Source organism: Plantactinospora veratri, assembly GCF_036421995.1.
GTDB lineage: Bacteria > Actinomycetota > Actinomycetes > Mycobacteriales > Micromonosporaceae > Plantactinospora > Plantactinospora veratri.
This window is the reverse complement of record NZ_JAZGQL010000012.1, coordinates 50,434-69,047: the sequence shown is the minus strand read 5'-3', so window position 1 is coordinate 69,047 and position 18,614 is coordinate 50,434. Positions and strand designations below refer to the sequence as shown.

The following is an 18,614-nucleotide window of genomic DNA, read 5'->3' as shown; positions in this document are numbered from 1 at the left end:
GGTACGGTGCCGCCCAGTCGTCGCCCCCGCACCGTGCGGTGCGGGGGTGGCGCTCGTCCTCACCGCTGTACCGTGATGCCCTTGGGGTTGAGGTGGGCGATGTTGCCGCTCTCGGTTCCGTCGGTGGGGTCGATGACACAGTCGATGAGCGCGGGCTTGCCCAGCGCCAGGGCCTCGCGCAGGGCGGCGGTGACCTCTGCCGGCGTCGTCGCCCGATAGCCCTTCCCGCCGAATGCGGCGATCATGAGATCGTGCCGGGCCCGCAGCGCGGTCGGTGCCGGGTCCGCGGAGGTCGACCCCTCGTCGCCGCGGTAGACGCCGCTGTTGTTCAGCACGATCGTGACGACGGGCAGGCCGTAGCGGCAGATCGTCTCCAGCTCCATGCCGCTGAACCCGAACGCGCTGTCGCCCTCGATGGCGACGACCGGATCTCCGCTCTCGACCGCGGCGGCGATCGCGTACCCCATGCCGATGCCCATCACGCCCCAGGTGCCGCTGTCCAGGCGGTGTCGCGGCACCTGCATACCGATCGTGTTGCGGGCCAGGTCGAGCGCGTTCGCGCCCTCGTTGACCACGTACGTCTGCGGGTTCTCCCGCAGGACGTCCCGGATGGCCTGCAAGGCGCCGAGGAACTTCATCGGGTGTGCCGTCTCGGCGGCCTTGAGGCGCTTGGCCATCTTGCCGACGTTCTCCGCGGAGCGGGCCGAAAGCTCGTCCCGCCACTGTGCCGGAACGGCGATCTGGCCGGGCTTGGTCCGGTCGATCAGAGCCTGCATCACCGAGCCGACGTCACCGACGAGCGGCGCCGCGATGGGCTGGTTGCTGTCCAGCTCGGTGCTGGCGATGTCCACCTGGATGAACTTGGCGTCCGGGTTCCACTGCGGTGCGTCGCCGTGTCCGAGCAGCCAGTTCAGGCGCGCACCGACCAGCAGCACGACGTCGGCCCGGCGCAGGGCCAGTGACCGGGTGCTGGCTACCGACTGCGGGTGGTCGTCCGGCAGCAGGCCCTTCGCCATCGACATGGGCAGGTAGGGCACGCCGGTAAGTTCGACGAACTGCCGGATCTGCTCGTCCGCCTGCGCGTACGCGGCGCCCTTGCCGAGCACGACGAGCGGCCGCTCCGCGCTGGCGAGCAGTTCGATCGCCCGGTCCAGGGCCGCGGGTTCGGGCACCTGGCGCGGTGCCGGGTCGACGACCCGCCACAGCGACGCCGCGCCCAGGTCCGCGTCGATGACCTCGCCGAGGACCGCGGCCGGGATGTCGAGGTAGACCCCGCCCGGTCGTCCGGAGACGGCGGTGCGGATCGCGCGGGCCACGCCGCGGCCGATGTCCTCCGCCCGGTGTACCCGGTATGCCGCCTTGGCGAACTGCCGCGCCGCCGCCAGCTGGTCCATCTCCTCGTAGTCGCCCCGTTGCAGGTCGACGAGGTGCCGCTCGCTGGAGCCGGAGATCTGCACCATCGGGAAGCAGTTCACCGTGGCGTTGGCCAGGGCCACCAGCCCGTTGAGGAACCCCGGAGCGGAGACCGTCAGGCAGATTCCCGGCTTCTTCGTCAGGAACCCGGCCGCCGCCGCCGCGTGTCCGGCAGCGCTCTCGTGCCGGAAGCCGATGAAGCGGATGCCGGACGCCTGCGCCAGGCGGGCCAGGTCGGTGATCGGGATGCCGACGACGCCGTAGATGGCGTCAACCTCGTTGAGCTTGAGCGCGTCGACGACCAGGTGGATCCCGTCGGTGAGCTGCTTGGCACTTACCAGGCCGTCGGCTTCTGACTCCCGGAGGGAAGCGATGGTCATGATCAGAGTCCTCCATCATCGTCGTGCGCGCGGGAAGCGACGTCCTTCCCCTCGCCGTCCCGAGAAGTGCATACCGTATGGGGTAGGCAATAATCGTGGACCATGTGACAGCGGGGTGTCTAGGGGTGGCAGAGACGTTTTCCGGGCAGCCCGGCCCGTACCGGCGTCGAGCTGGCGGTCGTGGACCGGGCGGCGACGCGGTGGCTTTGGTCACTGGATCGGTTTTTTGTATACCGAAGGCGGTATCCTGGAACCGTCGAACAAGGACCTGTCGCCGGACAGGACGAGCAGAGGGTTTGTGGTGATACGGCACCGGGTAGCTCCACAGAGGAGAGGCCGGCATACCGTTCTCACCACCGACCGGGCCGCCAGGCTGCGGCCCCGCACGGCCGCCGCGGGCGACCCCCGCCGGTCATCGCTCCGGCGACAGACATAGAACCGGCCGCCACGCGACGAGGCGTGACGGCGAAGATCCGGCGACCCGGGGTGTGCCCGGCCCCACCAGGCACACCCGGGTGTCCTGCCGGACCACCGTCCCGGACGGTCTCAAGCCGTCCGGTCCGGTGCGCACGGTCCCGGGAAGCGTCGTTTCCCGGGAAGACCGACAAGCAGGAGTGATGCTGTCATGACCACCTGGCGAACGTTCGCACGTTCCCTGACCCGACTCTCCGACCGGCTGGCCCTGCCGACCGGATTCCCGGCTGACGGCCGCTCCCTCGGGCTCGGCCTGGCGGCCGCGCTGGAGAACCAGCGTCGGGCCGCCCGGCCGAGCGACGAGGAGATCGAGCGCTTCCTCCGTGGCTCCGCTTCGGACGAAGACCTGATCAAGGTCTGACGACCGGTCAGAGCCCGTCCCGGTCCGCCGTCACGGTGTCGCGGGCATCGGGGGCCTCGGCCCCCACCCCCTCCGTGGCGGCGGACAGCCGTCGCGACTCGTCCCGCCGGGACTTCGCCAGGCTCGCCACGGTGGTGACCAGCAGCGTACCGACGATGACCCCGAGCGAGACGGCGATCGGCACCGACGGTGCCCAGGAGACCCCGTCGTGGTGCGCCGCCTCCAGCACGAGCTTGACGCCGATGAAGGCCAGGATGAACGCCAGGCCCTTGCTGAGGTACACCAACCGGTCGAGCAGGCCACCGAGCAGGAAGTAGAGCTGCCGCAGGCCCATCAGCGCGAACGTGTTCGCGGTGAAGACCAGGTACGGCTCCTGGGTCAGGCCGAAGATCGCCGGGATCGAGTCGAGCGCGAACAGCAGGTCGGTGGTGCCGATGGCGATCATGACGATCAACATCGGCGTCACCATCCGCCGACCGTTCACCCGGACGAAGACCGACGCGCCCCGGTACGACTCCGTGGTCGGCAGGATCCGCTTCGCCGTACGGAGGGCGAGGTTCTCGGAGAACTCGTCCTCCTGCTGCGGACCGACCAACTTGATCGCGGTGTAGATCAGGAACGCGCCGAACAGGTAGAAGAGCCAGTCGAACCGGGCAACCGCCTGGGCGCCCGCCGCGATGAAGATGCCCCGCATCAGCAGCGCCAGCACGATGCCGATCAGCAGCACCTTCTGCCGGTACCGGACCGGCACCGCGAACCGGCTCATGATGATGATGAAGACGAACAGGTTGTCGACGCTGAGCGAGTACTCGGTGAGCCAGCCGGCGAAGAACTGCCCTCCGTAGCTGACCCCGGCCGTCCCCATCACGACGAACCCGAAGGCGATCGCGGCCAGCACGTAGAAGCTCACCCAGGCCACGCACTCCCGGAAGGCCGGCTCGCGCGGATTGCGGGCGACCAGGTAGAAGTCGAAGGCGATCATCGCGAGGAAGCCGACGATCGTCACGGCCCATACCCAGACCGGCAGGTTCATGACTCTCCCTTTGCTCGGATCAGGGCCGGTCGGCCGTTACCCCGACCGGCGGCCCGGGCCCGCCGACGACTCTCCCGGGCCTTCCACTGCGCCTCGGCGTGCCGCAGGTAGAAGGCGTACAACCGGTCGGCGGCCGGGTTGCGGTGCCGGATCCGGCGCAGCCAGCCCGGTGCGATCCGCTCGTGCAGCCAGCTGAACCCGATCGCGAAGCCGAGGCTCACGATCGCCTGGTAGGCCAGGAAGCCGGGCAGGTCCGGCGGCAGCGCCGGCCGGCCGACGACCATCAGGCCGACCAGCATCTCGTGGGTGACCCGGGCCACCGGGAACCCGATGAACCAGTAGAGCGCCGCCGGGGCGAAGACGCCCGGTGAGGCGACTCCGCTGCCCAGCAGCAGCCCGAAGCCGCCGCCGAGCAACACCAGCGGCAGGCCGAGCCCCAGGCCGGTGGCCAGGGCCCAGCCGACCGGCTGGCCGGCGAGCAGGGCGAGCCCGCCGGCCGCCACCCCGGCGGTCGCCCCGATGCCGGCTCCCGGCAGGGCGAGCTCACCGAGGTGGCGTACTTTGCCGCCGGTCATGGCGTCCTCTCAATCCGCTTGGTCATGACAACTCCTCCCGGCCACCTCAGTCGATGACCACGCCGAACCGGACGAGGCTGTAGATCAGCATGCCGAGATAGAACACCGCGCCGAACCCGATCACCGCGTTCTGCACGATGCCCGGCCGGATCGGCTTCGGCAACATCCGGTTGTTCACCAGCAGCAGGACGACGCAGTACGCGCCCATCGCGAAGGTGGAGAGGAAGGCCAGGACGTCGAGGATCGCCCCCGGGCCGTCCGCCGGACCGAAGTTCAGGATCAGGATGCCGAACGTGATGACGCCCCAGAGGAACCCGGCGTACAGCTTCGACATGCTGAACCGCTTGGCCCCGGGTACGAAGTGGTAGGTCATGTCCGCCTGGCCCCGGGAGAACGAGTCGAAGAGGCCGAGCGTGGCGTTGAGACCGATCAGCGCGATGAACCCGAGGAAGACCCCGTGCAGCACCGGCGCTCCGGCCGAGGCGAACGCGTCGGCCATCGCGGTCAGCGCCGCCTCCCGCTCACCGTCGCGGATCACGTCCCCGACGCCCGGGTTCTCCCGGACGGCGGTCTGGGCCAGCACCGTGAAGGAGATGGTGACCAGCATCGTGACGCCCCAGAAGAGCAGCAGGGCGTCGAAGGTGACCCAGCGCCGCCAGCCCTTCCACTTCTTCATCTCCTCTGGGTTGTCGGTGTCGAACATGAAGCCGCGGGAGGGCATCTCCTCCTGCTCACCCGCGTGCCGCAGGCCGCGGATCTTCGGGATGTGCGCGCCCATGCCGGCACCGGAGTCCCGCAGGTGCAGCGTGTACCACATCTGCTGCATCCCGGACGGGCCGGCGAAGGCGATCGCACCGACGATCACCGGGAACCAGGCCGCCGACATCGCCTCGCTGGGCAGGTAGCCGAAGTGGAACATCCCGGCGAGGGTCGAGGTGACGTCGCTCCACTGACCGACGATCGAGGCGACCACCGAGGTGCCGACCACGAGTACGCCGATCAGGAGACCGAGCAGGCTCTCCAGCAGCGGGTAGATCACCTTTGCCAGGCTGAACACCACGCCGACGAGGATCAGCCCGACACAGGCACTGACCGTCCAGGGTATTCCGGTCACCTCCTCGAAGGCGGCGGCGCCGGTGGAGAGGTGTCCGGGCCAGATGTAGACCAGGATCGCCACGCTGAAGAAGAACCACATCAGTGGTTTGAAGACCCGGGCGGCCCCGAAGAAGATGCTCTCTCCGGTGGCCATCGCGTACCGGGCCATCTCCAGCATCACGAAGGCCTGCAGGGTGACACCGATCAGGAAGAGCCACCGGATCTCCGGTCCGAAGATCAGGACCAGCCGGGGCCACATGTACGACTCGCCCATGCCCACGCCGAGCGCGACGAGGAACACCGTCGGGCCGAGCAGGTGGACCGAGGGCGGAGCCTTGGGCAGCTCCCGGATCGGCATCGGTTCGAGTTTTCCGGCCCGCCACACCCGTTCCTCGGTGGGCGGTGCCGGCCGCCGGGGTGGTACTTGTCGGCTGAGTTGGGTAAGGGCTGTTCGAAGCGTCCACGCTGGACCTCCTGGGGACTGTGACGTCGTACGGAACCGGAGGACGGGCCGGTTCCGACGCTTGTGTCCGTTGACCCTTGGCCGCGGAGCGGGTCGCCGTGTCGCTTAGTGGCCCCTCCAACTGCCCGGTCGGGTGGAACTGTCGTGCATCGCTCAGCGGCCGTCCGGTTGGCCGCCCAGCAGACCGGCGGAACGTGCCCACCGGTACTTGGCGCCGAGCACCGCGACCGGCTTCTCCGTGGTGTACGGATAGGCGACGATCCCGTGCCGGTACAGGTGCTCGCTGGCCTCCTCGACCTCGACGTCCCCGGCGAGGGAGGCGACCACCGGCTTGTGGATGCCCTTGGCCCGGAACTCCTCGACCACGTCGACGACCAGCTCGGCGAAGACCATCGGCGGGGTGACGATGGTGTGCCAGTAGCCGAGGATCAGCGAGTGGATGCGGGGGTCGGACAGACCCAGGGCGATGGTGTTGCGGTAGGTGGAGGGCGGCTCGCCGCCGGTGATGTCCACCGGGTTGCCGGCCGCGCCGAACGGCGGGATGAACTTGCGGAACGCCTCGTCCAGGTCCGGCGGGATCTCCATCAGGGTGAGCTTGTTGTCCACGCAGGCGTCCGAGAGCAGTACCCCGGAACCGCCGGCGCCGGTGATGATGACGACGTTCTCGCCCTGCGGGGTGGGCAGCAGCGGGATGCCCCGGGCGTACTCCAGCAGGTCGTTCAGGCCGGGGGCCCGGATCACGCCGTTGGAGCGCAGGATGTCGTCGTAGACCTTGTCGTTGCCGGCCAGCGCGCCGGTGTGCGAGCTGGCCGCCTTGGCGCCCTGGTCGGTGCGGCCCGCCTTGAGCACCACCACCGGCTTGGTCTTCGAGACCCGGCGGGCGGTGTCGGCGAACGAGCGGCCGTCCTTGAGGTCCTCCAGGTGCATGGCGATGAGCTGGGTGTTCGGGTCGCTCTCGAAGAAGGTCAGCAGGTCGTCCTCGTCGATGTCGGCCTTGTTGCCGACCCCGACGATCGCGGAGACGCCCATCCGGGCGGCCCGGCTGAAGCCGAGGATCGCCATCCCGATGCCGCCGCTCTGCGAGGAGAGCGCCACCCCGCCCTTGACGTCGTACGGGGTGCAGAATGTCGCCGAGAGGTTCTCCGGGGTGTAGTAGTAGCCGTAGATGTTCGGCCCGAGGATGCGTACCCCGTGTTCGCGAGCGATCCTGACGACCTCGGCCTGCAACTCGTGGTTGCCGGTCTCGCCGAAGCCGGACGGGATCAGGATCGCCCCGGCCACGCCCTTGGCGCCGACCTCGGCCAGCGCCTGCGGCACGAACTTGGCCGGGATGGCGAAGACCGCCACGTCGACCGGGCCGGGCACGTCGGCGATGCTCCTGAACGCCTTGCGGTCGAGGATCTCGCTGGCCTTCGGGTTGATCGGGTAGATCTCGCCCTGGTAGCCGCCGTTGACCAGGTTCTTCATCACCGAGTTGCCGATCTTGCCGGCCTCGGCGGAGGCACCGATCACGGCGACCGAGGCGGGCCGCATGATCCGGTTCATGCTGGCCAGGATCTCCTCGTCGGTGAACCGCTCGGGCTGCACGGCGGCGGCCGGGTCGACCAGGATCCGCACGTCGACCGCGGTCGCACCGGCGGCGGTGGCCAGCACCGGGTTCAGGTCCACCTCGGCCAGCTCGGGGAAGTCGGTGACCAGGTTCGACAGCCGGACGACCAGGTCGGCCAGCACCTCCCGGTTGGCCGGCTCGGCGCCGCGTACGCCGCGCAGGATCTCGGCCGCGGCGATCCCGTCGATCATCGACAGCGCGGTGTCGGTGTCGGTCGGGGCGAGCCGGAACTGGACGTCCTTGAGCACCTCGACGAGTACGCCGCCGAGCCCGAACGCGACCACCTTGCCGAAGGTCGGGTCGGTGACCGTACCGACGATGACCTCGTGGCCGGAGTCGAGCTGCTGCTGCACCTGCACCCCGACGATCTTGGCATCCGCCTTGTACGCCCGCGCGTTTCCGAGGATCGTGTCGTACCCGGAAGCCACCTCCTCGGCGGTGCGCAGGCCGACCAGCACGCCGCCGGCCTCGGTCTTGTGCAGGATGTCCGGTGAGACGATCTTCAGTACCACCGGCAGGCCGATCCGCTCGGCCAGCGCCACCGCCTCCTCGGCGCTGCCGGCCAGACCCTCACCCGGGGTGGCGATCCCGTACGCCTCGACCACCAGCCGCCCCTCGGGGGCGGTCAGCGAACTGCGGCCCTCCGCGGCGGCCTGGTCCAGCACCCGCCGCACTGCCTCGCGGTCGTAGCTGCTGTCGTTGGTTGGCATTACGTCGTCTCCTTCAACAACGCCGGTGCCGGCGGGGCCGGCGGGCCGGGAACGTGCGGGTTCTGGTCGGACGCGAGCGGTGGTGGCGGTGCGGGTGGCCGGGCGCCGTCGGCGCGGCGCCCGGCCGCTCAGACGGCGCCGGCGGCGCGCAGCTCCCCGACCTGCTCCTCGGAGTAGCCCAGCTCGCCGAGGACCTGGACGGTGTGCTCGCCGAGCAGCGGCGAGCGCTCCACCTCGACGTGCGAGTCGGAGAGCTTGATCGGGTTGCCGACGGTCTTGTACGCCCCCCGCGCGGGGTGTGCCACCTCGACCACCGAGCCGAGCTGGGCGAGGGTCTCGTCCTCGATCAGCTCCCTGGTCGACAGAATCGGCCCGCACGGGATGTTGTACGCGTTGAGCTTCTCCATCACCTCCTGCTTGGTGTGCCGCTCGGTCCACTCCTCGATCAGCGCGAACGCCTTGTCGAGTTTGGAGAGGCGCACCTGCGGGGTGTTCCAGGCGGGGTCGTCGGCCAGCTCGGGCTTGCCGATCAGTTCGCAGAGCGGCTTCCAGCCCACCGGTTGGATGATCACGTAGATGTAGTCGTTCGGCCCGCCGGGGGCACAGCGCACCGCCCAGCCGGGCTGGCCGCCGCCGGAGGCGTTGCCGGAGCGCGGCACCTCGTCGCCGAAGGTCTCGTTCGGGTACTCCCCCAGCGGGCCGTGCGCCAGCCGCTGCTGGTCGCGCAGCTTGACCCGGCAGAGGTTGAGCACCGCGTCCTGCATGGCGACCTGCACCCGCTGGCCCCGCCCGGTGTGGGTGCGCTGGTAGAGCGCGGCGAGGATGCCGGCGACCAGGTGGATGCCGGTGCCGGAGTCGCCGATCTGCGCTCCGGTCGCGGTCGGCGGCCCGTCCTCGAAGCCGGTGGTGCTCATCGCACCGCCCATCGCCTGGGCGATCACCTCGTACGCCTTGAAGTTGGCGTATCGGCCCGGCCCGAAGCCCTTGATCGAGGCGTAGACCAGGCCGGGGTTGATCTCCTGTAGCCGCTCCCAGGGGAAGCCGAACCGCTCCACCACGCCGGGGCCGAAGTTCTCCACCAGGATGTCCACTCCGGAGACCAGCCGGGTGAAGACCTCCTTGCCCTGCTCGTGCTTCATGTTCAGCGTGATGCTGCGCTTGTTGCCGTTGAGCATGGTGAAGTAGAGGCTGTCGACGTCCGGGATGTCACGTAGCTGGGTCCGGGTGATGTCACCCTGGCCCGGTGCCTCCAACTTGATCACGTCCGCGCCCAGCCACGCCAGGATCTGCGTGGACGAGGGGCCGGACTGTACGTGTGTCATGTCGAGGACCCGTACGCCCTCCAGCGCCTTACCCATTCCAACCTCCTGTGCGCGCCCCGCCCGGCACTGCCGGCCGTGGAGCTGATGCCTCGGTTGCCCTGCCGTAGCGGTTGCCGTGGACCGGTGACCCGGTCCGCCCCTCCTCGGGATTGCATACCGTATGGGGTAGGCAATATCGTGGCGCATGTAACAGCGGGGTGTCTAGGGGGTAGCGGGACGTTTTCCGCCGAAGTCAGCGAGGCCCAGGCGGTGCGACCCCCCGGTTCATCAGCGCGGGCCAGAGCCCGATCCGCTCCCCGGCACCCCAACCCCGGTCCGATCTCCACACCCGGTCCGTTCTCCACTCCCCCGTCTCTCCGCCCGCCCGGCCGGCAGCCACCGGCGGGCCGTCGGAGGCAACCCACCGAAGGTCGAGAAGAAGGGAGGCCCGGTGGACCTGTTGGAGCACCAGGCACAGGAACTCTTCGCCAAGCACGGCGTACCGGTCAGCCGCAACCGGGTGGCCAGCACCCCCGACGAGGCACACGCCGCCGCCACCGAGATCGGTGGCCGGGTGGTGGTCAAGGCACAGGTCAAGACCGGCGGCCGGGGCAAGGCCGGCGGAGTCAAACTGGCCGACGGACCGGACGCGGCCCGGGAGGTCGCCACCCGGATCCTCGGCATGGACATCAAGGGCCACACCGTGCACCGGGTACTGGTCACCGAGGCCAGCGACATCGTCGACGAGTACTACGTGTCGTTCCTGCTCGACCGGTCCGACCGGTCGTTCCTGGCCCTCGCCTCCGCGCAGGGCGGCGTCGAGATCGAGCAGGTGGCGGCGGAGAACCCGGCGGCGCTGGCCCGGGCCCGGGTGGACCCGGGCGACGGGTTCGACCTGGACAGCGCGCGCCGGTTGGCCGCCGACGCCGGCCTGCCCGACGAGGTACGCGAGGACGTGGCCCGGGTGCTCGTCCGGCTCTGGCACGTGTTCCGTTCCGAGGACGCCACCCTGGTCGAGATCAACCCGCTGGCCCGGCTGGCCGACGGCAGCGTACGGGCGCTGGACGGCAAGGTGACGCTGGACGACAACGCCCGGTTCCGCCAGCCCGGGCACCCGCAGTACGTCGACGTCAGCGCCACCGACCCGCTGGAGGCCAGGGCCGCCGAGAAACACCTCAACTACGTCAAGCTGGACGGCTCCGTCGGAGTGATCGGAAACGGCGCCGGTCTGGTGATGAGCACCCTCGACGTGGTCGCCTACGCCGGCGAGCAGTACGGCGGGGTGAGGCCGGCCAACTTCCTCGACATCGGCGGCGGCGCCTCGGCCGAGGTGATGGCGAACGGCCTGGAGATCATCCTCGGTGATCCCGACGTAGGCAGCGTCTTCGTCAACGTCTTCGGCGGGATCACCGCGTGCGACGCGGTCGCCGACGGCATCGTCGCGGCGGTCGGGCTGCTCACCGGCCGGGGCGAGACGATCAGCAAGCCGCTGGTCGTCCGGCTCGACGGCAACAACGCCGCGCAGGGGCGGCAGATCCTCACCGAGGCGGCGCTGCCGGGCGTACGGCTGGTGGACACGATGGACGGTGCGGCGCGGCTCGCCGCCGAACTCGCCGGCAAGGGGGCGTGACGACGATGGCAATCTTCCTCACCGAGAAGAGCCGGGTGCTGGTCCAGGGCATCACCGGCACCGAGGGCACCAGACACACCCGCCGGATGGTCGCCGCCGGCACCAACATCGTCGCCGGGGTCACCCCGGGCAAGGGCGGCCGGGACGTCGACGGCATCCCGGTCTTCGACAACTGCGCCGAGGCGGTCAGGGCGACCGGCGCCGACGTCACGGTGGTCTTCGTACCGCCCCGGTTCGCCAAGGCGGCCGTGGTGGAGGCGGTCGACGCCCGCCTCGGCCTGGCCGTGGTGCTCACCGAGGGCATCCCGGTGCACGACACCGCCGGGTTCTGGGCGTACGCCCGGAGCACCGGCAACCAGACCCGGATCATCGGGCCGAACTGCCCGGGGCTGATCAGTCCCGGTCAGTCCAACGCCGGCATCATCCCGGCCGACATCACCAAGCGGGGCCGGATCGGCCTGGTCAGCAAGAGCGGCACCCTGACCTACCAGATGATGTACGAGCTGCGTGACTTCGGCTTCTCCACCTGTGTCGGCATCGGCGGCGACCCGATCGTCGGCACCACGCACATCGACTGCCTCCAGGCGTTCGAGGACGATCCCGAGACCGAGGCGATCGTGATGATCGGCGAGATCGGCGGGGACGCGGAGGAGCGTGCGGCGGCGTACATCGCCGAGCACGTCAGCAAGCCGGTGGTCGGCTACGTCGCCGGATTCACCGCGCCGGAGGGGAAGACGATGGGGCACGCCGGGGCGATCGTCTCCGGGTCGTCCGGCACGGCGCTGGCCAAGCAGGAGGCGCTGGAGGCGGTCGGGGTCCGGGTCGGCCGGACGCCGTCCGAGACCGCCGCGCTGATGCGCGAGACGTTGCTGGCGCGCTGATCCGCGAGGCGTTACCGAGGCGCTGACCGTCGGCGGGAACGCCGGGTGCCGGATCGGGCGGACGCGACCGGCACCCGGCGACCGCCGTACCCCAGAGGTCGGCGCCGGTCCGGGCGGAGGCCGACACCTCCGCCCGGACCTCTCGCGCCGCCCGGCCCGGCCAGCCTCTCCGGGGTACCGGTCCCCGTGGCACCGACGGGTGCCGGGACCGCACACGACGAGATCGCCGCGGCCGGGGTACGGCCGCGGCGAACCGCTCGGAGGTCAGGCCGACAGGGTGTTCGGAGCCCGCCGGGTCAGCCGGTGCGCTCCGGCGTAGACGTTCATCGAGTTGCCGCGCAGGAAGCCGACCAGGGTGAGCCCGGCGTCGGAGGCCAGGTCGGCGGCGAGCGACGACGGCGCGGAGACCGCGGTCAGGGCCGGGATGCCGGCCATCACCGCCTTCTGCACCAGTTCGAACGAGGCCCGCCCGCTGACCATCAGCACCGTGCCGCGCAGCGGCACCCGGCCGTTGCGCAGCGCCCAGCCGACGACCTTGTCCACCGCGTTGTGCCGGCCGACGTCCTCGCGCAGGCAGTGCAGCCGCCCGTCGGCGGAGAAGAGTGCCGCCGCGTGCAGGCCACCGGTCCGGTCGAAGACCCGCTGCGCGGCCCGCAGGGTGTCCGGCAGCGCGCTGACCACGTCGGGGTCGAGCCGGAGCGGGTCGTCCGCCACCGACCAGGCCGCGATGGTACGCACCGCGTCCAGGCTGGCCTTGCCGCAGAGCCCGCAGGACGACGTGGTGTAGAAGTTGCGCTCCAGCGACGGGTCCGGCGGTGCCACCCCGGCCGCCAGTACCACGTCGACCACGTTGTAGGTGTTCACCCCGTCGGCGGTGGCGCCCGCGCAGTAGCGGATGCCGGCGATCTCACCGGTGGCGCGTACCACGCCCTCGCTGACCAGGAAGCCGGCCGCCAGGTCGAAGTCGTCACCCGGGGTCCGCATGGTCACCACCAGGGAACGCCCGTTCACCCGGATCTCCAGTGGCTCCTCGGCCGCCAGCGTGTCCATCGGCTCGCTGACCTCGCCGTCGACGATCCGGACCACCCGGCGTCGGCTCGTCACCCGTCCCATTCCGCCCACCACCGATCCTCGCGCTGTCCCGTCCGTCCGGTCGGCCCCGCCGCACGGCGCGACCGGCCGCCCCCTGTCCGCCCTAGAGCCGGTCGGCGCGCAGCGGCGACGGCAGCCGGACCATCGCCAGTCCGGGCTGGCGCATCCAGCGGGTCAGCGCCGCGCCGAACAGCCCCAGCGAACCGGCCACCAGGAACGGCAGCACGGAGTCCGGAGTGGTCACCACCAGCCCGGCGAGCACGATGCCGAGCAGCCCGCCGACGGCCTTGCCGGTGTAGACGATGCCGTAGTTCGGCACCGTGGCGGCGTCACCGAACCAGTCCCGGACGAGGCTGACCAGCAGCGAGTACCCGGCCCCGGTGCCGGCGCCGGCCAGCGCGGCGAACCCGACCACGGCGGCCGGGTGGTTGTCGCTGGCCGCCGCCGCGAGCAGGCCGAACTGGGCGATGCCGCCGACCAGCAGGGAGAGGCCCAGGGTGCCGCGTCGGCCGATCTTGTCGGAGAGCGAACTGGTCACCGCCCGCCCGATCCCGTTCGACGCGGCCAGCGCGCCGATCCCGGCCACCAGGGTCAGCGCCGGCAGCCCCTGGGTGTACGCGGCACCGGCCAGGTACGCGATGTCGAACAGCGCCATCGTCGCGGTGAGTACCACCACCACGAACATCAACGGCAGCATGCCGCTGCGTACCGCCGCCCGGGGCGGGTAGGGGCGGGCGGCGGGGCGGTTGTGCGGGATGCTGCGGTTGAGCCGCCGGTCGACCGCCCAGCGCTGCGGGTCGATGTGCGCCGGCCACCAGTTGCGGGGCGGCTTGCGCATCAGCACGCCGCAGAGGGCCACCACGACGGAGACGGCGACGGCGGTCCCGGTCAGCACGCTCGCCCGGTTGCCGGTGTCCAGCCCGTATCCGGCGAGCACGACGAACGGGATCGACCCGTAGCCGAACGCCGCGCTGACCACCGCCACCCGGCCGGCGATCCGCTCCGGGAACCACTCGGTGACGCAGGCGATGCAGGTCATGTAGACGAGTCCGGCGCCGACGCCGCCGAGCACCGAGTAGCCGAGCAGCACGGTGCCGAGGTCGGCCCGGTGTGCCAGGGTGAGCAGTGCGCTGAGGCAGCAGGCGGCGCCGACGAGCATCGGTACGGCCAGCCGGCCGTCGAGCCGCTGGTACCACCACCCGGCCAGCGGCGAGCTGGCTGCCTGGCAGACCACCCAGAGCGCGAGTACTGCGAACGCCTGCCACAGGCTCCAGCCGTTCGCCTCGATCAGGGTGGGCAGCGCGGCGCCGTAGCCGTACTGGAACAGGCTGATCGCCAGCATGGCGGCCCAGGGCAGCAGCAGCATCCACGCCCGGGACCTGCCCAGCAGGGCGTGGTCGGTCTCGCCGATGCGGTAGCGGCGGCCGTAGAGGTCGCTGATCTCGCGCACCGCCGTGTCGTTGCTGGAGTCCGTCATCTGGTGCCTCCAACTGGCAACTGTATACTGTATGTTGAGTGCACTATTCTCTACCACGGACGGGCAACTGTCCAGGTCGATCGGCGGACCGAGGAGATGGCATGAGCGTGCTGGACGAATGGACCCGACAGGCCATCGACGAACTCGGGCTCGACCCGGCGGTGCTGGACCAGCGGCTCGTGCTCGACGTCGCCCGGGACGTCGCGCACGGCGTCACCCGGCCGGCCGCACCGCTCGGCGCCTTCCTGCTCGGCGTGGTGGTGGGCCAGGGCGCCACCCTGCCGGAGGCGGCGGACCGGCTGACCCGGCTCGCGCAGGAGTGGTCACGGCGGGACGCCGGGCGATGAGCGCCGTCGCCTGGCCCGAGGCCCGGCGGTACGCCCGCAGCGCCGCCCGACCCCTCGGTGCCGTACAACGGCCGCTGCCCGAGACCGTCGGCTCCGCCCTGGCGGTCCCACTCGTCGCCCTCTGCGCACTGCCCGCCTACAACAGCGCCGCGATGGACGGGTACGCGGTGGCCGGACCCGGCCCGTGGCAGCTCACCGGGCGGGTACTGGCCGGAGATCCGGGCATCCCCACCCCGCTGACCGCCGGAGACGCCGTCGAGATCGGCACCGGTGCCGTGGTGCCGGCCGGCGCCGACGCGGTGCTGCCGTACGAGCGGGCCACCCGGACGGACCGGACGGTGCACGGCCGGATCGAGCCCGGCCGGCACGTACGCCGCCGGGGCGAGGACTGTCCGGTCGGCCAGGAGGTGCTGCCCGCCGGCACGGTCGTCAACCCGGTCGTGCTCGGGCTGGCCGCCAGTCTCGGCCACGACACCCTGACGGTGCACCGGCACCCCCGGGTCGGCATGGTGGTGACCGGGGCGGAGCTGCGCACCGCCGGCATCCCGACGGCGGGACAGGTCCGGGACGCGATCGGGCCGATGCTGCCGGGACTGGTCCGGGCCGCCGGAGCCGAGCTGGCCTGGTCCACCCGGATCGCCGACGACGCCTCGGCGCTGGTCGCCGCGTTGCTGCGCTCCGACGCCGACGTGCTGGTGGTCTGCGGAGCCACCTCGGCCGGCGCCGCCGACCACCTGCGCCGGGCCCTGGACACGCTCGCCGCCGAGGTACCGGTACGCGGCGTCGCCTGCCGGCCGGGACATCCCCAACTCCTGGCCGGCCTGCCGGACGGCCGGTTCGTGGTCGGGCTGCCCGGCAACCCGTACGCGGCCCTGGTCGCCGCGCTGACCCTGCTCTCTCCGCTGCTCGGCCGGCTGGCCGGGCGTACCGAACCGGCGACCCTGACCGCGACGCTGGCCGGGCCGGTGGCACCGCACGACCGGGACACCCGGTTGGTGCCGGTGGCCCGGGTCGGGGCGACGGCGCTTCCGGTCGGGCACGACCGCCCCGGTTCACTCTGGGGCGCCGCCGGGGCGGACGCGCTCGCGGTCGTCCCGCCGGGCTGGTCCGGTGCCGAGGTCGAGCTGCTTCCGCTGCCTGCCGCCGAAACCGCGCTGGCCTCGCCGGCACCGCTCCCGTGCCGGCCGGTCGTCGCCGCCACGGCCTGAGCCGGCGACCCCGTCCGACATTCGGGTGCCTCGAGGTAGCCTGTCGCAATGACTGCCCGGCCAACCCGATTCGGTGGACGGACCGACGTGGTCCTGGCGATTGTGCTCGACTGCGCCGACCTGAACCGTTCGGCGACGTTCTGGGGCGGCGCGCTCGGCTACCTCGCCGAGCCTCCCGCACCCCCGGGCCGTTACCGGCGGCTGCTGCCCCCGAACGGGGACGGCGTGGAACTGCTGTTGCAGCGGGTTCCCGAAACCAAGCGGGACAAGAACCGGATGCATCTGGACCTGCGGGTACCCGACCTGGAGGCAGAGGTGGCCAGGCTGCTGTCGCTGGGCGCGCGATGCCTGACGGAGCGTCCCGTCGAGGAGGACGGCTGGGCCTGGCACGTGCTCGCCGACCCCGACGGGAACGAGTTCTGCGTACTGCGGCCACCGGCGACGTCGACCGGGGAGTAAGCAGACCTGTCGGCGGCCACGGAGTGACCCGGTTCAGCGCTGCGTGCCCTGCCCGGACCGGTCCAGCCAGTCGGCCGCGAGCAGCTCCGCGACCCTCTCGACCAGCTCGGCGGCGCGGTGCAGACAGGCCGCCGGGTCCGGTTCGACCGAGGTGAGCGGGTAGACCGCCTGGATGCCGGCGTCCCGCAGCTCCGCCGGGTCCACACTGACCTGGCCGGCGACGGCCACCGTGGGCACGCCGGCCAGGACGGCGGCCCCGGCCACCCCGACCGGCGCCTTGCCGCGCAGGCTCTGCGCGTCGAGCGATCCCTCACCGGTGACCACGAGGTCCGCGCCGGCCACCGCCTCGGAGAAGCCGAGCAGGTCGAGCAGCAGTTCGATGCCGGGCCGGAACCGCGCCCCGAGGAAACCGAGCGCGGCGAACCCGACCCCACCGGCCGCACCCGCACCGGCCCGGTCCCGGACCCGAGGACCCGGGGCGGCGCCGAGCGGGCCAACCGCCCGGATCGCCGGCTCGGCCAGGTCGGCCCAGCGGGTCAGGCCCGCCTCCAGTACCGCGACGTCGTCGGCGGTCGCACCCTTCTGCGGGCCGTACACGGCGGCGGCGCCGGTCGGGCCGAGCAGCGGATTGTCCACGTCTCCGGCCACCACGAACCGGGTACGCCGGACCGCCGGGTGCAGCCCGGTCAGGTCGACCCGGTGCAGGTGGCGCAGCGCCGCACCGCCGGGCGGCAACTCCGCGCCGCGTTCGTCGAGCAGGCGTACCCCGAGCGCGCTGACCAGCCCGGCCCCGCCGTCGGTACTGGCGCTGCCGCCGAGCCCGAGCACCACCTCCGGGCAGCCGTACTCCAGCGCCGCCCGGATCACCTCGCCGGCACCGCGGCTGCTCGCGTGCAGCGGATCGGGTACCCCGGCCGGCAGCCGGCGCAGCCCGCAGGCGTCGGCCATCTCGACCACGGCGACGCCGTCGGCGTACCCGAAGGCGGTCTGGACCGGCGCGCCGGTCGGACCGGCGACGGAGACCGGGACCCGGTGGAAGCCGGCCGAGACCGCCGCGTCGAGGGTGCCGTCGCCGCCGTCGGCGACCGGGAAGCCGCGTACCTCGGTGCCGGGTGCGGCCCGGCGCAGCCCGGCGGTCAGGTGCCGGACGACCTCGGCGGCGGTCAGCGAGCCCTTGAACTTGTCCGGTGCCAGCAGCACGTGCCCCATCGGCGTGGCTGGCTAGCCGGCGGACCGGCCGGAGAGCTGCTCGACCAGCTTGAGCAGCGCGCTGTGGTCGAGGCCGCCGTCACCCTGTGCCTTGAGCGCGGCGATGAGCTGGGCGACCGCCGCGCCGAGCGGGATCACCACCCCGGCCTCCCGGGCCGCCGAGGTGACGATCCCCATGTCCTTGTGGTGCAGGTCGATCCGGAAGCCGGGCTGGAACTGCCGGGCCAGCATCCCGGCCGCCTTGCGGTCCAGGATCCGGTTACCGGCCAGGCCACCGGCCAGCACCTTGACCGCCGCCTCGGTGTCCACCTGGTACGCCTCGAGGAAGACGATCGCCTCGGCGACCAGTTCGATGGTGCCGGCCACGATGAGCTGGTTGGCCGCCTTCACGGTCTGGCCGGCGCCGGCCGGGCCGACGTGCACGACGGTGGCGCCGAGCACCTCCAGGATCGGCCGGGCGGCGGTGAAGTCCGCCGGCTCGCCACCGACCATGATGGAGAGGGTGCCCTCGATCGCGCCCGCCTCGCCGCCGCTGACCGGGGCGTCCAGCACCCGCACCGAGCGGGGCCTGGCGGCCTCGGCGACCTGCCGGGAGGTGCCCGGCGAGATGCTGCTCATGTCGACGTAGAGCTGGCCGGGACGGGCGTTGGCCAGGACGCCGTCCTCGCCGAGGGCGACCGCCTCGACGTCGGCCGAGTCGCGGACCATGGTGATCACCACGTCCACCTGACGCACCAGTTCACCGATGCTGGCGGCGACCTTGCCACCGGCCTGTTCCAGGGCGGCGTTGCGGGTCGGGCTGACGTCGTAGCCGACGACGTCGTGGCCGGCCTTGATCAGGTTGGCGGCCATCGGGCCGCCCATGATGCCGAGGCCGATGACACCGATGCTGGTCAT

The 18,614-nt window shown here is 71.7% G+C and carries 16 protein-coding genes; 6 read left to right on the top strand and 10 right to left on the bottom strand.

The genetic code is table 11. From position 1 onward, the window contains the following. Positions 1–59: 59 nt before the first annotated feature. Positions 60–1,793: an oxalyl-CoA decarboxylase gene (oxc, locus tag V1634_RS17140; RefSeq protein ID WP_331208831.1), complete on the bottom strand. Its 1,734-nt coding sequence runs from the start codon at positions 1,791–1,793 to the stop codon at positions 60–62. Between the two features lie 625 nt (positions 1,794–2,418). Between oxc and V1634_RS17135 the strand changes: the two genes are divergently transcribed. Next, complete coding sequence (locus V1634_RS17135; protein ID WP_107257106.1) at positions 2,419–2,628, top strand: hypothetical protein; 210 nt, start codon at positions 2,419–2,421, stop codon at positions 2,626–2,628. Positions 2,629–2,635: 7 nt separating this feature from the next. On the opposite strand, the gene V1634_RS17130 is transcribed toward V1634_RS17135, so the two are convergent. From V1634_RS17130 to frc, 5 genes are all read right to left on the bottom strand, one after another. Continuing rightward, positions 2,636–3,661, bottom strand: coding sequence for a TerC family protein (locus tag V1634_RS17130; RefSeq protein WP_331208829.1), 1,026 nt, complete (start codon positions 3,659–3,661; stop codon positions 2,636–2,638). After that, the gene (locus V1634_RS17125) at positions 3,658–4,236 is read right to left on the bottom strand and encodes a hypothetical protein (RefSeq protein ID WP_331208828.1); all 579 of its coding nucleotides are present in this window, start codon (positions 4,234–4,236) and stop codon (positions 3,658–3,660) included. Before V1634_RS17125 ends, V1634_RS17130 begins: the two co-directional genes overlap by 4 nt. 46 nt (positions 4,237–4,282) lie before the next feature. Further along, positions 4,283–5,689 (bottom strand): Nramp family divalent metal transporter, encoded by a 1,407-nt coding sequence (locus tag V1634_RS17120; RefSeq protein ID WP_331208827.1) that lies wholly within the window; start codon positions 5,687–5,689, stop codon positions 4,283–4,285. 258 nt (positions 5,690–5,947) lie between these two features. Further along, entirely contained in the window at positions 5,948–8,113 is a 2,166-nt protein-coding gene (locus tag V1634_RS17115) for an acetate--CoA ligase family protein (protein ID WP_331208826.1), read from the bottom strand. Between the two features lie 128 nt (positions 8,114–8,241). Further along, the gene (gene frc, locus V1634_RS17110) at positions 8,242–9,471 is read right to left on the bottom strand and encodes a formyl-CoA transferase (protein WP_331208825.1); all 1,230 of its coding nucleotides are present in this window, start codon (positions 9,469–9,471) and stop codon (positions 8,242–8,244) included. 394 nt (positions 9,472–9,865) lie between these two features. Between frc and sucC the strand changes: the two genes are divergently transcribed. Further along, on the top strand, positions 9,866–11,044 hold the full coding sequence (gene sucC / locus V1634_RS17105) for an ADP-forming succinate--CoA ligase subunit beta (protein ID WP_331208824.1): 1,179 nt from the start codon (positions 9,866–9,868) through the stop codon (positions 11,042–11,044). Between the two features lie 5 nt (positions 11,045–11,049). After that, on the top strand, positions 11,050–11,925 hold the full coding sequence (gene sucD, locus V1634_RS17100; protein WP_331209118.1) for a succinate--CoA ligase subunit alpha: 876 nt from the start codon (positions 11,050–11,052) through the stop codon (positions 11,923–11,925). Positions 11,926–12,189: 264 nt separating this feature from the next. Here sucD and fdhD read toward each other — a convergent pair whose 3' ends face one another. Together fdhD and V1634_RS17090 are read right to left on the bottom strand one after the other, a co-directional pair. Further along, entirely contained in the window at positions 12,190–13,038 is an 849-nt protein-coding gene (gene fdhD / locus V1634_RS17095) for a formate dehydrogenase accessory sulfurtransferase FdhD (RefSeq protein ID WP_331209117.1), read from the bottom strand. Between the two features lie 82 nt (positions 13,039–13,120). Further along, entirely contained in the window at positions 13,121–14,494 is a 1,374-nt protein-coding gene (locus tag V1634_RS17090) for an OFA family MFS transporter (RefSeq protein WP_331208823.1), read from the bottom strand. 101 nt (positions 14,495–14,595) lie between these two features. Here V1634_RS17090 and V1634_RS17085 point away from each other — a divergent pair, with 101 nt between their 5' ends. The 3 genes from V1634_RS17085 to V1634_RS17075 are packed head-to-tail and all read left to right on the top strand — an operon-like array spanning position 14,596 to position 16,508. After that, on the top strand, positions 14,596–14,841 hold the full coding sequence (locus V1634_RS17085; RefSeq protein ID WP_107267453.1) for a DUF6457 domain-containing protein: 246 nt from the start codon (positions 14,596–14,598) through the stop codon (positions 14,839–14,841). Next, complete coding sequence (locus V1634_RS17080) at positions 14,838–16,049, top strand: molybdopterin molybdotransferase MoeA (protein WP_331208822.1); 1,212 nt, start codon at positions 14,838–14,840, stop codon at positions 16,047–16,049. Before V1634_RS17085 ends, V1634_RS17080 begins: the two co-directional genes overlap by 4 nt. A gap of 48 nt (positions 16,050–16,097) precedes the next feature. Beyond that, entirely contained in the window at positions 16,098–16,508 is a 411-nt protein-coding gene (locus V1634_RS17075) for a VOC family protein (protein WP_331208821.1), read from the top strand. 33 nt (positions 16,509–16,541) lie between these two features. Here the strand turns inward: V1634_RS17075 and V1634_RS17070 are convergent, their stop codons facing one another. Both V1634_RS17070 and V1634_RS17065 read right to left on the bottom strand, forming a co-directional pair. Then, complete coding sequence (locus tag V1634_RS17070) at positions 16,542–17,717, bottom strand: glycerate kinase (RefSeq protein ID WP_331208820.1); 1,176 nt, start codon at positions 17,715–17,717, stop codon at positions 16,542–16,544. Positions 17,718–17,729: 12 nt separating this feature from the next. Then, positions 17,730–18,614: a 2-hydroxy-3-oxopropionate reductase gene (locus V1634_RS17065; protein ID WP_331208819.1), complete on the bottom strand. Its 885-nt coding sequence runs from the start codon at positions 18,612–18,614 to the stop codon at positions 17,730–17,732.

Coding starts and splice junctions, on each gene's coding strand:
- oxc (WP_331208831.1), bottom strand. CDS start 1,793: ATGACCATCGCTTCCCTCCGGGAGTCAGAAGCCGACGGCCTGGTAAGT.
- V1634_RS17135 (WP_107257106.1), top strand. CDS start 2,419: ATGACCACCTGGCGAACGTTCGCACGTTCCCTGACCCGACTCTCCGAC.
- V1634_RS17130 (WP_331208829.1), bottom strand. CDS start 3,661: ATGAACCTGCCGGTCTGGGTATGGGCCGTGACGATCGTCGGCTTCCTC.
- V1634_RS17125 (WP_331208828.1), bottom strand. CDS start 4,236: ATGACCGGCGGCAAAGTACGCCACCTCGGTGAGCTCGCCCTGCCGGGA.
- V1634_RS17120 (WP_331208827.1), bottom strand. CDS start 5,689: ATGCCGATCCGGGAGCTGCCCAAGGCTCCGCCCTCGGTCCACCTGCTC.
- V1634_RS17115 (WP_331208826.1), bottom strand. CDS start 8,113: ATGCCAACCAACGACAGCAGCTACGACCGCGAGGCAGTGCGGCGGGTG.
- frc (WP_331208825.1), bottom strand. CDS start 9,471: ATGGGTAAGGCGCTGGAGGGCGTACGGGTCCTCGACATGACACACGTA.
- sucD (WP_331209118.1), top strand. CDS start 11,050: ATGGCAATCTTCCTCACCGAGAAGAGCCGGGTGCTGGTCCAGGGCATC.
- fdhD (WP_331209117.1), bottom strand. CDS start 13,038: ATGGGACGGGTGACGAGCCGACGCCGGGTGGTCCGGATCGTCGACGGC.
- V1634_RS17090 (WP_331208823.1), bottom strand. CDS start 14,494: ATGACGGACTCCAGCAACGACACGGCGGTGCGCGAGATCAGCGACCTC.
- V1634_RS17085 (WP_107267453.1), top strand. CDS start 14,596: ATGAGCGTGCTGGACGAATGGACCCGACAGGCCATCGACGAACTCGGG.
- V1634_RS17080 (WP_331208822.1), top strand. CDS start 14,838: ATGAGCGCCGTCGCCTGGCCCGAGGCCCGGCGGTACGCCCGCAGCGCC.
- V1634_RS17075 (WP_331208821.1), top strand. CDS start 16,098: ATGACTGCCCGGCCAACCCGATTCGGTGGACGGACCGACGTGGTCCTG.
- V1634_RS17070 (WP_331208820.1), bottom strand. CDS start 17,717: ATGGGGCACGTGCTGCTGGCACCGGACAAGTTCAAGGGCTCGCTGACC.
- V1634_RS17065 (WP_331208819.1), bottom strand. CDS start 18,614: ATGACCAGCATCGGTGTCATCGGCCTCGGCATCATGGGCGGCCCGATG.